Origin of the sequence: Thermalbibacter longus, assembly GCF_023806485.1 — a bacterium.
Classification (GTDB): Bacteria; Chloroflexota; Chloroflexia; order Thermomicrobiales; family Thermomicrobiaceae; genus Thermalbibacter; species Thermalbibacter longus.
The window spans coordinates 1-14,384 of sequence record NZ_JAMSLR010000006.1 but is presented as its reverse complement, the minus strand read 5'-3'; the positions used below and the strand labels follow the sequence as shown (position 1 = coordinate 14,384).

The following is a 14,384-nucleotide window of genomic DNA, read 5'->3' as shown; positions in this document are numbered from 1 at the left end:
CTCAGGGCAGGTAGACGCGTCCCTGCGCGGCCTCGAGGTAGGGTGTGGCCGCGCCGGCCCCGAGCGGCAGGCTCGCGAGCGTGCCCAGCGCGAGCGCCAGCGCCAGCAGCAGCCTCACCCCAGCCCGTTGCGGACTCATGGACGTCCCCCTTCGCTCATGCGGAACCCGATCCCCTCTCGCTCGCCTACCGCGAGAGTATAGCAGCGCGCGGACGGCCCGTGAACGTACACCTCGTCCCGAGCGCGGAACGAGCGCGCTCTCCTGTTGTAAAGACGAGCGAGCCGCCGGAAGTGTTCCGCGCCCCTGGCCCTCACCCCGGCCTTCGGCCACCCCTCTCCTCCCTCACCCCGCCTTCGGCCACCCCTCTCCTCCCTCACCCCGGCCTTCGGCCACCCCTCTCCCGCTAAGCGGGAGAGGGGCCACCGGTCGCGCGATGCAGTACAGCCCGAGCACGCGCGTGGGGCCGCGTCCCCTCTCCCGCACGGCGCGGGAGAGGGGGTAGGGGGTGAGGGCTGCAACCGTTTCCTCCCTCACCCCGCCTTCGGCCACCCCTCTCCCGCTAAGCGGGAGAGGGGCCACCGGTCGCGCGATGCAGTACCGCCCGAGCACGCGCGTGGGGCCGCGGCCCCTCTCCCGCACGGCGCGGGAGAGGGGGTAGGGGGTGAGGGCTGCAACCGTTTCCTCCCTCACCCCGCCTTCGGCACCCCCTCTCCTCCCTCCCCCCGCCTTCGGCCACCCCTCTCCCGCTAAGCGGGAGAGGGGGCAGGGGGGGAGGGTTGCCCCCCTCTCCCGCACGACGCGGGAGAGGGGGCAGGGGGGAGCGTAACGGGCGAAGATCACCGGCCACCTCGCTGCGGGCTCGGTGGCCTGTCGAGCTCGAGCGCAGGCCAGAGACGCTGAGCGGCATGATCCGCTGCCTGCTCCTCGACGTAGCGGGCGATCGCGGTCACGTTCTCCTGATGAAGAGACGCCAGTACGGCAACGGCCTCTCCTCCCGTGACGCCTGCGCGGCGGGCGGTATGGCGTGGGCACTGTATCAGGCGCTCGGGGCCGCGACACCTGCTGCGCGCTGAGAGCACCCCGGAGCGGCCCCGGGGCTGAAGCCCCGGGCTCAGGCAAAAAGCCCCGTGAACGGGGCTGGGCCACGGCAGCGGGCGGTGTTAGCACGAGTCCGGTGGCTGCGACGCCGTGGCCCCTGGGAACCGTGGTTGCGAGGGTCTGGCCCGGGCGACGCCCGCGGTCAGAGCGTGCCCGGAGCGCCCGGGGTTCGACGCCCCGGGCTCAGCCGGGAAGCCCCGTGAACGGGGCTGCGGTGCATGCCAGCCCGTTCGGGTACCTCTCTGCCGCCAGGCGCCGGGGCAGAGCGGGGATGAGAGCGAGGGCGTGCGCGAGCCCGGCTCCGGGACGCTCACGACGGCATCAGACCGCGGTAGACCGCGTTGGCCCGGCGCCGTCTGGGCCGGGGTGCCCAGGGCTCGAGGCCCCAGGCTCGGCACCGAGGCCCGGCCAAGCGGCCTCGGATCGACCGCGCCGATCCGAGCCTGGCTTCGCAAAGATCGAGCCAGCCGGCTTCAGCCGGCTTTGGGACATCAGCGCGGTGCTTCAGCGCCGCGTCGAGAAGCCCCGGGGATCTCCCCGGGGCTGCTCCACGCGGCATCCCTGACTGGCTTACCTGGCAGGCGTCACTGGTTATCGGTGATGGTCAACTGCTGGGAACCGATGAGATCGTCCGCCGAGGTGTTCAGCGCACCGTCGTTGTCAGAGTCAAGGTATGCCCGGACAGTGAACGTATCGTCCTGACCGGCATCACTGTCATTGTGGCCACAGACGTAGATCGGAAAATTGACAGCGGCGCCCGTTGTCTGGCCAGAATCCTGGTCATCCGTATCCGGCCCATTCTGCTGACAAGCCGAAAACGATGCATCAGCCTGGCCGTTGCCTGTCGGATTGTCCTGCCCGTTGGCCGGTTCGGTGTCTTGGATCTGGACGAACACTCGCACCTGGGCTCCACCGCTCTGAACGGTCACTGTAGCAGTCGCGTCCTCTGTAGTGTCGCCAATACTCCCTTCACCAATTGTTGTTTGGTTAAGCTGAAGCGATGCGCTCAGCCACCGCTTCGTTTGACTATCCTGCGGCTCGCCGGTGTCGGGCGAATTATCGCCGTCGAGGTCGATCCAGGCAGTGACGGTGTTCACTGTGCCAACGGTGCCGTTCTGGAATTCAAACTCTGTCCGACCGTTGCTGTCAGTCGTGTCGCTGCCGCTGGTTCGGTTGGGGGTACCCCCACCCGTTACCCGGAAGCGGACTACCTGCCCGGAGACAGGGTTGTCATTCGCGTCCGTCACGACCGCCACTACCCGGTGGGTGGTGTTGATCAGGTTGAAGGCGTTTGAAGGCTCAATGGTAACGTTCAGCGCCACCCACTCCTTGGTCGCGGTCGCGCGCGGCTCGTTGGAGTTGCGGGTGGTGTTGCCGTCGAGGTCGATCCAGGCGGTGACCGTGTTGGTGGCCGGCTCGTCGTTGCTGAAGGTAAACGTCGCCTCGCCGTCAGTGTCGGTGACGTCGCTGCCGGTGGTGGGCGAGGGATCGCCCTCGGTGCTCACCTGGAACCGCACCCGCACCCCAGAGACAGGAGTGCCGTTGCGCTCCACCAGGGCCGTCACCGTGTGCTGCATCCCAACCGGGTTGGTGTCACGTGGCTGGCTCAGCTCGATGGTCAGCTCGCCCGTCCAGGTCTTGGTGGCGGTGTCCATCGGCTCGTCGGCGTCGCGGGTCCCGTCGTTGTCCAGATCGACCCAGGCCTCGATGGTGTTGGTGGCCGCCAGGTTGTTGGTGAAGGTGAAGGTGGCCTCCCCGTCACTGTCGGTCACGTCGCTGCCGCTACTCGGGCTGGGGCTGCCGCCGCCGGTGACCCGGAAGCGCACGCGCTCGCCGGAGACCGGCTCGCCGTCCCGCTCAACCACTGCCGTGACGGTGTGGCTCGTCCCCACCGCGTTGGTGTCGCTGGCCGGGGTCAGATCGATGGTGAGGGTCGGCGTGGGCGTCGGGGTCGGTGTCGGGGTAGGTGCCGGCGGTAGGCCCTCGATGCCGAGCAGCTCGGCGCCGACGCGGCCTTCGAGCACGTCGAAGCGCTCGGGGATCACGCCGGGGTGCCACTCGAAGCGGGCGCGCTCGAACCACTGCACGGTCAGTCCCAGCACCGGGTCGACATACTCCTCGGTGAGCGGGAACCCGAACTCGAGCAGGCCGCCGTAGGTCTCCCAGTAGGCGCGGAAGCCGAAGCAGAGGTTGTGCTGGGTCTCGGGGAAGTAGCGGCAACCAGGCCGCGGCTGCGCGGGCGCCAGTGCCCAGGCGGGCGGCTGCGCGAACTGGGGCGCCGGTGGGTCGGCTTGTCCCTGCTGCGGGCCCAGCACGGCGCCGGCCAGTCCCGGCCGGGCGACGAAGAGGGCAGTGCTGGCCAGCAGCAACGCCGAGACGAGCAGCGAGGCGGTGGCGAAGCGCAGCGACCAGCCCTTCGCGGGCCGCGATACCTGCGCGGAGCGTTCTCTCATACCTTCCCTCTCTTCCCTTGGAATCGCGAGTCGAAAACTGCCTCCTCCCCATCCCCCGAACTCGCCCGAAGGCGGCCCGCACGGCAGGTGCTCTCACATAGCCGGCTCCTCTCTTGAGCGACGTGCTTCCAGCTCTACTATAGCGAATCATTTGTCCTCAGGCCAGAGCCCGGGAGCGACCCGGCCCGCCAGCGCACGCACGGGTGAGGAACCGGCGGGGCCGGCGATGGCGTGCCGGTTCCCCGGGTGGGCTCCTATCATGAATGACTCTCGATCAGGTCGACCGGTTCCGCTGTGGCCTCGCGCGCCGGCCTGCGCCGCCCTCACCCCCGTCCCCTCTCCCGCACTCGCGGGAGAGGGGTGCCCGAAGGGCGGGGTGAGGGCATTCGTTGACGACGATACCCGCTGGGGGTATACTGGGCCACGAGCGGTTATACCCCGACGGGGTATACTTCCGGGCAGTCGCGAGCGGAGCGGGAGGTACCGCGGTGGACATCGAAGAGCTCGTCAGGGCCAGTGACCCTGCGGTGAGGCGGGTCGACTCCTACCGCCACGACAAGGAGCGGATCCTGGCCCGCCTCCGCCGGATGGAGGGCCAGGTGCGCGGCGTGCAGCGGATGGTCGAGGAGGATCGCTACTGCGTCGATATTCTCACCCAGCTCTCCTCGATCATCGCGGCGGCCCGGAGCATCGGGCTGCTGCTCCTGGAAGACCACATCCGCGGCTGCGTCCTCCAGGCCGAGGACAAGGAGGCCGCCATCCAGGAGCTGAGCGACGCGATCGAGCGGTTCACCCGCAGCGTGAGCTGAGAGCGAGCGGGCGGCCTCACGGCTGCCTCGAAGGACGAGACGATGGAGCGGGCGAGCGAGACGACACAGGCGGTCACGCCGGAGAAGGGGGCTGCCACCCTGCGGATCGAGGGGATGACCTGCGCCTCCTGCGTGCGCCGGGTGGAGCGGGCGCTGGAGCGCTTGCCGGGCGTGGCCGAGGCCCAGGTCAACCTGGCGACCGAGCGCGCCACCGTCAGCTTCGATCCCGGCCAGGTCGCGCCGGAGCGGCTGGTCGAGCAGGTGGAGCGCGCCGGCTACCGCGCGGCGGTGGAGGCGGTCGAGTCGCCGCTCGCTTCCGGGCCCGAGGGCGTCGCGACCGTCGAGCTGGCGATCGAGGGCATGACTTGCGCCTCCTGCGTGCGGCGCGTCGAGCGGGCGCTGGCGAAGGTCGAGGGTGTCGAGTCGGCGGCCGTCAACCTGGCGACCGAGCGCGCGACGGTGGCCTACGACCCGGAGCGGGCCAGCCTGGACGCCATGCTGCGGGCGGTGCGCGCGGCCGGCTACGGGGCGCGCGTGCTGGCCGAGCCGGCCGAGCTGACCGAGGAGGGAGACGAGGACGCCCGGCGCCGCCAGCGGGCGCTGGCCGACCTGTGCACCGACGTCGCGCTCAGCGCGCTCTTCACCGTGCCGGTCGTCGTCCTGAGCATGTTCTTCCCCGGCCTGCCGCATGTAGGACTGGTGCTCTTCGCGCTGGCGCTGCCGGTCTGGGCCTACTTCGGGGCCCGTTTCCACCTGGCGGCGCTGAAGAACCTCCGCCACTGGCAGTTCACGATGGACACGCTGGTCAGCCTCGGTACCAGCGCGGCCTTCCTCTACTCGGCCTACTTCACCTTCGCGAGCGCCGACCATGCCGCGGCGGGCGGCCACGCGCTCTACTACGACGTCGCCGCCGTCGTGATCACCGCGATCCTGCTCGGCCGCTACTTCGAGCTACGGGCGCGCGGCCAGACCTCCTCGGCCGTGCGCAAGCTGATCGGCTTGCAGCCGAAGGTGGCGCGGGTGATCCGCGGCGGGGAGGAGCAGGAGATCCCGGCCGGCGAGGTGCGCCCAGGCGACCTGGTGGTCGTGCGGCCTGGCGAGCGCATCCCGGTGGACGGCGTGGTCGTCGAGGGCCGCTCGGCCGTCGACGAGAGCATGCTGACCGGCGAGAGCTTCCCGGTCGACAAGGAGCCGGGCGACCGGGTCATCGGCGGCACGGTGAACACCACCGGCGCGTTCGTCATGCGAGCCAGCCGGGTGGGGCGCGAGACCGTGCTGGCCCAGATCGTCCGGCTGGTGCAGCAGGCCCAGGGCTCGAAGGCGCCGATCCAGTCGCTGGTCGACCGGGTGGCCGGCGTCTTCGTCCAGGCTGTCATCGTCGTCGCCGCGCTGACCTTCGCCGGCTGGCTGCTGGCGACCGGCGACGTGGGCCGGGCGCTGCTGCCGGCGGTCGCCGTGCTGGTGATCGCCTGCCCCTGCGCCATGGGCCTGGCCACGCCGACGGCGATCATGGTCGGCACCGGCGTGGGGGCGGAGCACGGCGTGCTGATCAAGGGCGGCCAGGCGCTGGAGCGGATCCGCGAGCTCACCACGGTGGTACTGGACAAGACCGGGACGGTGACCCGCGGCAAGCCCGAGGTGACCGACGTCGTCCCCGCCCCGGGGCTCGACGGCGGCGCTGACCCCGGCCTGGAGCTGCTGCGGCTGGCGGCGCTAGCCGAGCTGCGCAGCGAGCACCCGCTGGGAGCCGCGATCGTCGCCCGCGCGCAGGAGGCCGGGCTGGCGCTTGCCGAGCCGGTGGAGCGCTTCGAGGCCCGGCCGGGGCAGGGAGTGGTGGCGGTCGTGGCTGGCCGGACGGTCGCGGTCGGCACGCGGCGGCTGATGGAGGCGCTGGGCGTGCCGGTCGAGCCGCTCGCGGCCGAGGCGGAGCGGCTGGAGGCAGCCGGCAAGACCGTGGTCTACGTGGCGGTCGATGGCCGGCTCGCCGGGGTGCTGGCGCTGGCCGATACGGTCAAGCCCGGCAGTGCCGAGGCGGTGGCCGCGCTGAAGCGCCTCGGGCTCCAGGTGGTACTGCTCACCGGCGACAACTGGCGCACGGCGTGGGCCATCGCCCGGCAGGTGGGGATCGAGCGGGTCGAGGCCGAGGTGCTGCCCGACCAGAAGGCGCGCGTCGTCCAGGATCTGCAAGCGGCCGGCGAGGTGGTGGCGATGGTCGGCGACGGGATCAACGACGCGCCGGCGTTGGCCCAGGCCGACCTCGGCATCGCCATCGGCACCGGCTCGGACATCGCGATCGAGGCGGGGGAGATCGTGCTGGTCGGCGGCGACCTCCGGGGCGTGGTGACGGCGCTCGCCCTCTCGCGCCGCACGCTACGGACGATCCAGTGGAACCTGTTCTGGGCCTTCGCCTACAACACCGTGCTGATCCCAGTGGCGGCGCTGGGGCTGCTCAACCCGATGCTGGCTGGCGTGGCGATGGCGTTCAGCTCGGTCTTCGTCGTCTCCAACTCGCTGCGCCTGCGCCGTTTCCGCCCGCCGGTGGAGGTTGTCACTCCCGCGGCTCCCCCGGTGCTGGGCCCGCCGGAGCCGGCGACGGCCGGGGGGCGGCCGGAGCGCGCGGCCGAGCCTCGCTGAGGATGGCTGCTCTCACCCCCTACCCCTTTTCCCGCTAGTGGCCCTCACCCCGGCTTCGCCACCCCTCTCCCGCCGAGCGGGAGAGGGGCTCTGGGGTGCGGGGTACGCCCCCTCTCCCGCACCTGCGGGAGAGGGGGAAGGGGGTGAGGGTGGTGAGAGACGCCCGCAGGGCAGGGTGAGGGGCGGCTGCGGCATCGCCAGATGCGCTGGGGGCCGTGCCGATCGGAGGCGATCAGCTTGCCGCCGGGCGGGTAATGGGCCGCTTCTCGCGGGCCAGCCGCTCGATCAGCTCGGCGGCCTTGCGCCGGCCGTCGACGGCCTGGATACGGGCCGAGGCCCGGCGGAGGCGCTCCCGGCGCCCCTCGTTCGCCAGGAGGTCGTCCAGGGCCTGGTAGAACTCCTCGTCGCTGAAGGCGTACGAGTCGAGCCGGTAGCCGAAGTCGCACTCCTGTACCCGCTGGGCGTTGTCGTGCTGATCCCAGAACAGCGGCAGCGCGAGCATCGGCTTGCCGAAGTGCATGCACTCGGTCGTCGTGTTGTTGCCGCCGTGGGTGACCACGGCGTCGACGAGCGGCAGGATCGACGGCTGGGGCAAGTACTCGTCGCCCCAGACGTTGTCCGGCAGCGCCATCTGCCCTTTCTGCGGGCCGAGGCTGATGATGACCCGATGCGGCGTGGCGGCAAAGAGCCGGACGAGGCGGTTCATCAGCTCCGGCTCGGCCGAGCCCAGGCTGCCCAGGCTGACGTAGACCAGCTTCCCCTCGCCCTGGAGCTGCTCGGGGAGCTCGAAGGGCGGCTCGGTGTCCCGCACCGAGGAGTCGATCCGGTGCCAGGTGGGGGCGAGCGGCCGGCTGCGCGGGTAGTCCAGTTCCTCCGGGTACAGGTACAGGTTCAGGTAGGGCGACTCCCAGATGAACTGCCGCTCCGGTAGGGGCGGCGCGCCGCTCGATCGCACGAACTCGTCGAAGCCGGCGTGGAGATCCGCGTGGTGCCGCCAGTACTCCTCGCGCCAGGCCTCCCACTGCGAGCGGTCGGCGGTCGGCAGGCCGGAGAGCGCGGGCGGTAGGTCGGGGTCGGGGATCTCCAGCGGGTTGCAGGAGACGATGCGCACCCAGGGGCAGCCGGCGGTCACGACGGCGGGGAACGCGACCACGTTGTCCTCGACGATGACGTCGGGGCGGAGCTCGGCGAAGATCTCGCGCAGCCGCGGCTCGACGTAGACGGCCCCGTCGATCAGCGACTGCCAGATGGGGCGGATCAGCGTCTGGATCTGCTGGAAGGTGCTCTCCCGGAAGTGCGGTGCGGTGTTGGCGATGAAGTCTTTCCAGAACTGGCCGGGCTCTTCGGGCTTGTCAGGCGGCGGCTGCAGGCGCATCAGCCGCTCCTCGAAGCCCTTCGCCTCTAGCGTCCCGGCGAAGGACTCCTCGACCACGAAGACCACGCGCGCGCCGCGCTGCGCGAGGATCCGGCCGATGCCGATGCAGTTGTTCGTCGGGCCGTGCGCGCCCTCCGGGAAGAAGACAATCGTAGGCCGCTCCGCTCCCATCCGTCCCTCCTCGCCGCGTACCCCACCGTCTTTTCGTTGCGAGCCCACCTGACCGCACTCTAGCCGAGCGCCGCGCGGTCTGTCAATGGCAGGTAAGGGGCGTGCCATTCTGTCAAACTCGTACAGGTGTTCGGCAGAGGCTGGACGGCGCTGCTAGAATTGCCGTGTGTCTGTCCGGACACCGCGAGGGTAGGGGAACGGAGCCCGCATGGCGAGCGACAAGATCATCATCCGCGGCGCGCGCGAGCACAACCTCAAGAACATCGACCTGGAGATCCCCCGCGATAAGCTGGTCGTCTTCACCGGCCTCTCCGGCTCCGGCAAGTCCAGCCTGGCCTTCGACACCATCTACGCCGAGGGCCAGCGTCGCTACGTCGAGTCGCTCTCCGCCTACGCCCGCCAGTTCCTCGGCCTGATGGAGAAGCCCGACGTCGACCAGATCGAGGGGCTCTCCCCGGCCATCTCGATCGACCAGAAGAGCGCCAGCCGCAACCCGCGCTCCACCGTCGGCACCCAGACCGAGATCTACGACTACCTTCGGTTGCTCTACGCGCGGATCGGCCAGCCCCACTGCCCGAAGTGCGGCCGGCCCATCGCCGCCCAGACCGTCCAGCAGATGGCCGAGCAGGTCGAGGCGCTGCCTGACGGTACCCGGCTGATGATCCTGGCCCCCCTGGTCAAAGACCGTAAGGGCGAGCACCAGGCCGTCTTCGACGAGATCCGCCGCGCCGGCTTCACCCGCGTCCGCGTCGACGGCGAGGTGCGCGACCTCGACGAGCCGATCCCGCTCGAGCGCTACCGCCGCCACACGATCGAGGTGGTGGTCGACCGCGTTATCGTCCGGCACGAGGATCCCGAGGAGCGACACGCTACCCATATCCGGCTGATCGAATCGCTGGAGACCGCGCTCAAGCTCGGCGGCGGGACGGCGGTGGCCCAGATCGTCGACGGCGAGGAGCTGCGCTTCTCCGAGGCATTCGCCTGCGTGCACTGCGGCCTCAGCTTCAATGAGCTGGAGCCGCGCAGCTTCTCCTTCAACAGCCCGCACGGTGCCTGCCCGGAGTGCGACGGCCTCGGCATGCGCCTCGAGTTCGACCCCGACCTGGTCATCCCCGACAAGGAGCGCTCGCTGGACGAGGGCGCCATCGCCCCCTGGTCGAAGGTCGGGCGCGACAGCACCACCTGGTACCAGGCGCTCCTGCGCGCGCTGGCCGAGCGGCACGGCTTCCGTACCGACGTGCCGGTGCGCGAGCTCCCCGAGGGCGTCGTGCAGCTCATCCTCTACGGCGATGGCGGCCGGCCGGTTACCGTGCGCTACCAGGCCCGCAGCGGCCGGACGCGCGCCTACACCGTCACCTACGAGGGCGTGATCCCCAGCCTGCGCCGCCGCTACGACAGCACGTCGTCCGACTACGTCCGGGCCGAGATCGAGCAGTACATGGCGGCCCGGCCCTGCCCGGCCTGCGGGGGCACCCGGCTCAAGCCCGAGGCCCGGGCCGTCACCGTCGCTGGCCGCTCGATCGTCGAGGTGACCCGGATGTCGGTCGGCGAGGCGCTGCGCTTCTTCGAGGAGCTGGCCGACGCCGGGCGCCCAGAGCCGCTCCTGAGCGAGCGCGAGCGGCTGATCGCCCACCAGATCCTCAAAGAGATCCGGGCGCGGCTGCGCTTCCTGGTCGACGTCGGCCTCGACTACCTCACGCTCGAGCGGCCCACCGCGACGCTCTCCGGCGGCGAGGCCCAGCGCATCCGGCTGGCTACCCAGATCGGCAGCGGGCTGATGGGCGTGCTCTACGTGCTCGACGAGCCGAGCATCGGCCTCCACCCGCGCGACAACCAGCGGCTGATCCGCACGCTGCTGCGGCTGCGCGACCTGGGCAACACGCTGATCGTCGTCGAGCACGACGAGGAGACGATCCGCACGGCCGACTGGATCGTCGACATCGGCCCCGGCGCCGGTGAGCACGGCGGCCGGATCGTCGCCCAGGGCACGGTCGAGGACATTATCGCCGCGCCGGAGTCGGTCACCGGGCAGTTCCTCGGCGGCAAGCGGAAGATCGCGGTGCCGGCCCGCCGCCGGCCAGGCAACGGCAACTGGCTGACGATCAAGGGCGCGCGCGAGAACAACCTGAAGGGGATCGACGTCAGCTTCCCGCTGGGCTGCTTCGTCTGCGTCACCGGCGTCTCCGGCTCCGGCAAGAGCACGCTGGTGACCGACACGCTCTACCGGCGGCTGGCCCAGATCTTCCACCGCGCCAAGGAGCGGCCCGGCCGGCACGACACGATCGTCGGGCTGGAGCACCTAGACAAGGTGATCAACATCGACCAGAGCCCGATCGGCCGCACGCCGCGCTCCAACCCGGCCACCTACACCGGCGCGTTCACACCTATCCGCGAGCTGTACGCCTCGCTGCCCGAGGCGCGGGCGCGCGGCTACACGCCCGGCCGCTTCTCGTTCAACGTCAAGGGCGGGCGCTGCGAGGCCTGCCAGGGCGAGGGGATCATCGCCATCGAGATGCAGTTCCTGCCCGACGTCTACGTGCCCTGCGAGGTCTGTCACGGCAAGCGCTACAACAAGGAGGCGCTGGAGATCGAGTACAAGGGCAAGAACATCGCCGACGTGCTCGACATGACCGTCGAGGAGGCGCTCGCCTTCTTCGAGAACTTCCCGGCCATCCGCAACAAGCTCCAGACGCTCTACGACGTCGGCCTCGGCTACATCCGCCTGGGCCAGCCCGCGACCACCCTCTCCGGCGGCGAGGCCCAGCGGGTCAAGCTCAGCACCGAGCTGAGCCGCCGGGCCACTGGCCGTACCCTCTACATCCTCGACGAGCCGACCACCGGCCTGCACTTCGCCGACATCGAGCGGCTGCTCAACGTCCTCCAGCGGCTCACCGACGCCGGTAACACGGTGATCGTGATCGAGCACAACCTCGACGTGATCAAGTGCGCCGACTGGATCATCGACCTCGGCCCCGAGGGGGGCGACGCCGGCGGCGAGGTGGTGGCGGTCGGCACGCCGGAGGAGGTAGCCGAGAACCCGCGCTCCTACACGGGGCAGGCCCTGCGCGCGGTGCTCGGCGTGCCGGCCCTGGCCGCCGACTGACGCCGGAGCACGGCCTCGCGCGCCATCAGGTCACTGCCCCGCCAGCGCCGGGTGCTTCCCTACCGACTCACCAGATGTCCCTCGGGCGAGCCCGCCCAGTGGATCTCCCATCGCTGGTGCTCCGGGCGCGCCCTACCGTACGAGAGGCTGGCCGGGCCACGAGACGCCGCTCGCCAGCCGGCGCGCGGTTCCTCACGCGGGCGCAGCCGGGTAGCCGCGCGCGCCGGCCCGCTGCTATGATTGCTCTGGAGCACGACGCGTGAACGAGAGACTGGCGCGCAGACAGGGCATGGCGTTGAACGAGACCGAACCTGGTCAACCTCAGCACAACGGCCACCAGAACGGGTACCGCCTGAACGGGCATTACCCCGTCCTCGTGCTGAACCAGAACTACGAGCCGCTCCACGTCTCCAGCGTCCGCCGGGCTATCGTGCTCCTCCTGACCGGCAAGGCCGAGCTCTTGGAGGCGTACGAGCACGAGCTCGCCTCGGCCCAGGCTCGCTTCCCGGCCCCCGCGGTCATCCGCCTCATCTACCTCATTCGTCGCCCCCAGCCGCGGGTCAAGCTCTGCCGGCGCGAGGTCTTCGCGCGCGATCACTACACCTGCCAGTACTGCGGCACGCGCACGACCGACTTGACGATCGACCACGTCGTTCCGCGCTCCCGCGGCGGTTCCCACACCTGGGAGAACGTCGTCAGCGCCTGCCGCGCCTGCAACCACCGCAAGGGCGGCAAGTCGCTGGCCGAGGCCCGCATGCGGCTCCTCCGCCAGCCCTTCGAGCCGCGGCCGGGGCGCTACTACACCATCGAGCGGGCGCTGAACGCGCGCGTGCACGAGTCGTGGCTCAAGTTCCTGCCCGAGCTTGACATCCATCACCTGAGCAGTCGATAAACGAGGGACGGCCGGGCCGCGCGGCTCGCTGTCCCGGCCGGTGGCTGAACCTGGAGGGAGCGCATGCTTGATCTCCGGCTGATTCGCGAGCAGACCGACCTCGTCCGCGAGGCGCTCGTCAAGCTCAACACCGAGGCCCCCATTGACGCTATCCTCGAGCTCGACGAGCGGCGCCGCCAGCTCATCGCCGAAGTGGAACGGCTCAAGGCCGAGCGCAACGCCGAGTCGAAGCGCATCGGTCGCCTGCCGGCTGGCCCGGAGCGCGAGCAGGCCATCGCGGCCATGCGGGCGCTCGGCGACCGGATCGAGCAGCTCGACGCCGAGCTGGCCCAGGTGGAGGCCCGGCTCGAGGAGCTCTTGCTCGAGGTGCCCAACCTGCCCGACCCCGACGTGCCGGTCGGCCCCGACGACAGCGCCAACGTCGTCGTCCGCCACTGGGGCGAGCCGCGGACGTTCGACTTCCCGGTGCGACCCCACTGGGAGATCGCCGAGGAGCTGCGGCTGATCGACTTCGCGCGCGGGGTCAAGGTCTCCGGCTCGCGCTTCTACGTCCTGCGGGGCGACCTGGCCCGGCTGCAGCGGGCGCTGATCACCTGGATGATCGACCTGCACGTCCGCGAGCACGGCTATTTCGAGGTCTACCCGCCTGACCTCGTGCGGCGCGAGGCGATGGTCGGCACCGGCAACCTGCCCAAGTTCGGCGATAACCTCTACCACGACGAGGAGACCGACCTCTGGCTGATCCCGACGGCCGAGGTGCCGGTGACCAACCTCTACCGCGACGAGATCCTGCCGCCGGGCGTGCTGCCGATCTACCTGGTCGCCCACACGCCGTGCTTCCGCAAGGAGCGCGTCTCGGCTGGGCGGGACGTCCGCGGCATCAAGCGCGTGCACCAGTTCGAGAAGGTGGAGATGGTGAAGTTCGTCGAGCCGGAGACCTCGGACGACGAGCTGACGTCGCTGCTCGGCAACGCCGAGGACGTGCTCCAACGCCTCGAGCTGCCGTACCGGGTCGTCCAGATCTGTACCGGCGACCTCTCCTTCACCGCCGCCAAGAAGTTCGACCTCGAGGTCTGGGCGCCGGGCAGCCAGGAGTGGCTGGAGGTCTCCTCCTGCTCCAACTTCCGCGACTTCCAGGCGCGCCGCGCCAACATCCGCTACCGCCCGGCTGAAGGCGCGCGGCCGCAGTACGTGCACACGCTGAACGGCTCGGGGCTCGCCCTGCCGCGCACGCTGATCGCGATCATGGAGAACTACCAGCAGCCGGACGGCAGCTTCGTCGTCCCCGAGGTCTTGCGCCCCTACATGGGTGGCCAGGAAGTGATCGGCCCGCAGCCGGCGTACGGGCTCGTCCCGCGCGCGGTGTCCTGAGCGATCACGCCCGTCGCCCAGCTCGACTCGCGAGGCACGCTACCCTGTGGCCGGGCCCGATACGGGCCGGCTGCCGCCCGCGTCCGCCAGTCCGGGTGCCCGCGCGGTGTCCTTCGGCTCGCGGCTCCACCGCGGGAGGACGCGTCGGGTTCGGGCTCCCGTTGTGCGCGACGAGTCCGCCTTTCCCCGTACCCGAGCCTGGCCGGGCGGGAGCGTGGCCATCGATCTCGCTTAGAGGAGCTCCCGGCGCGCTCGACGCGCGGCCAGGCGTACCCTATCCAGCGCGAACCCGCGCGGAGCCAGAGTCCGTGGCCCGTGCCGCCTCGTCGCCGGGCTGGCTGCCGCGCGGACGTGGCGCTGAGCGCATGGGGAAGGTCGACGCGCGGGCGTGCTGGGCAAGAGGTCGCGGCCACGGCGGGCAGAGAGGCGGGCGCGCTGCGCTGCGTCGACCTCAAATCGTGCACAAACCCCGGGGGG

The 14,384-nt window shown here is 70.7% G+C and carries 8 protein-coding genes; 5 read left to right on the top strand and 3 right to left on the bottom strand.

Going from position 1 to position 14,384, the window contains the following annotated elements; all coding sequences use genetic code 11:
- Window position 1: 1 nt before the first annotated feature.
- Window positions 2–139 carry a hypothetical protein gene (locus NET02_RS09615; protein WP_284057190.1) on the bottom strand — a complete coding sequence of 46 codons (138 nt, stop codon included), beginning with the start codon at window positions 137–139 and terminating at the stop codon, window positions 2–4.
- Between the two features lie 1,544 nt (window positions 140–1,683).
- Complete coding sequence (locus NET02_RS09610) at window positions 1,684–3,552, bottom strand: Ig-like domain-containing protein (protein ID WP_284057189.1); 1,869 nt, start codon at window positions 3,550–3,552, stop codon at window positions 1,684–1,686.
- 494 nt (window positions 3,553–4,046) lie between these two features.
- Between NET02_RS09610 and NET02_RS09605 the strand changes: the two genes are divergently transcribed.
- Both NET02_RS09605 and NET02_RS09600 read left to right on the top strand, forming a co-directional pair.
- A complete protein-coding gene (locus NET02_RS09605) occupies window positions 4,047–4,361 on the top strand; it encodes a metal-sensitive transcriptional regulator (protein ID WP_347711029.1) in 315 nt (104 codons plus the stop codon).
- Window positions 4,362–4,403: 42 nt separating this feature from the next.
- Entirely contained in the window at window positions 4,404–6,995 is a 2,592-nt protein-coding gene (locus tag NET02_RS09600) for a heavy metal translocating P-type ATPase (protein WP_284057187.1), read from the top strand.
- A gap of 232 nt (window positions 6,996–7,227) precedes the next feature.
- On the opposite strand, the gene NET02_RS09595 is transcribed toward NET02_RS09600, so the two are convergent.
- On the bottom strand, window positions 7,228–8,541 hold the full coding sequence (locus NET02_RS09595) for a glycosyltransferase (RefSeq protein WP_284057186.1): 1,314 nt from the start codon (window positions 8,539–8,541) through the stop codon (window positions 7,228–7,230).
- 208 nt (window positions 8,542–8,749) lie between these two features.
- Between NET02_RS09595 and uvrA the strand changes: the two genes are divergently transcribed.
- From uvrA to serS, 3 genes are all read left to right on the top strand, one after another.
- Window positions 8,750–11,644: an excinuclease ABC subunit UvrA gene (gene uvrA / locus NET02_RS09590; protein WP_284057185.1), complete on the top strand. Its 2,895-nt coding sequence runs from the start codon at window positions 8,750–8,752 to the stop codon at window positions 11,642–11,644.
- Window positions 11,645–11,903: 259 nt separating this feature from the next.
- The gene (locus tag NET02_RS09585; RefSeq protein WP_284057184.1) at window positions 11,904–12,536 is read left to right on the top strand and encodes an HNH endonuclease; all 633 of its coding nucleotides are present in this window, start codon (window positions 11,904–11,906) and stop codon (window positions 12,534–12,536) included.
- Window positions 12,537–12,599: 63 nt separating this feature from the next.
- The gene (gene serS, locus NET02_RS09580) at window positions 12,600–13,907 is read left to right on the top strand and encodes a serine--tRNA ligase (RefSeq protein ID WP_284057183.1); all 1,308 of its coding nucleotides are present in this window, start codon (window positions 12,600–12,602) and stop codon (window positions 13,905–13,907) included.
- Window positions 13,908–14,384: the final 477 nt, after the last annotated feature.

What these genes read in the sequence shown, in the direction of transcription:
- NET02_RS09615 (WP_284057190.1), bottom strand. Translation starts at nt 139, where the DNA reads ATGAGTCCGCAACGGGCTGGGGTGAGGCTGCTGCTGGCGCTGGCGCTC.
- NET02_RS09610 (WP_284057189.1), bottom strand. Translation starts at nt 3,552, where the DNA reads ATGAGAGAACGCTCCGCGCAGGTATCGCGGCCCGCGAAGGGCTGGTCG.
- NET02_RS09600 (WP_284057187.1), top strand. Translation starts at nt 4,404, where the DNA reads ATGGAGCGGGCGAGCGAGACGACACAGGCGGTCACGCCGGAGAAGGGG.
- NET02_RS09595 (WP_284057186.1), bottom strand. Translation starts at nt 8,541, where the DNA reads ATGGGAGCGGAGCGGCCTACGATTGTCTTCTTCCCGGAGGGCGCGCAC.
- uvrA (WP_284057185.1), top strand. Translation starts at nt 8,750, where the DNA reads ATGGCGAGCGACAAGATCATCATCCGCGGCGCGCGCGAGCACAACCTC.
- serS (WP_284057183.1), top strand. Translation starts at nt 12,600, where the DNA reads ATGCTTGATCTCCGGCTGATTCGCGAGCAGACCGACCTCGTCCGCGAG.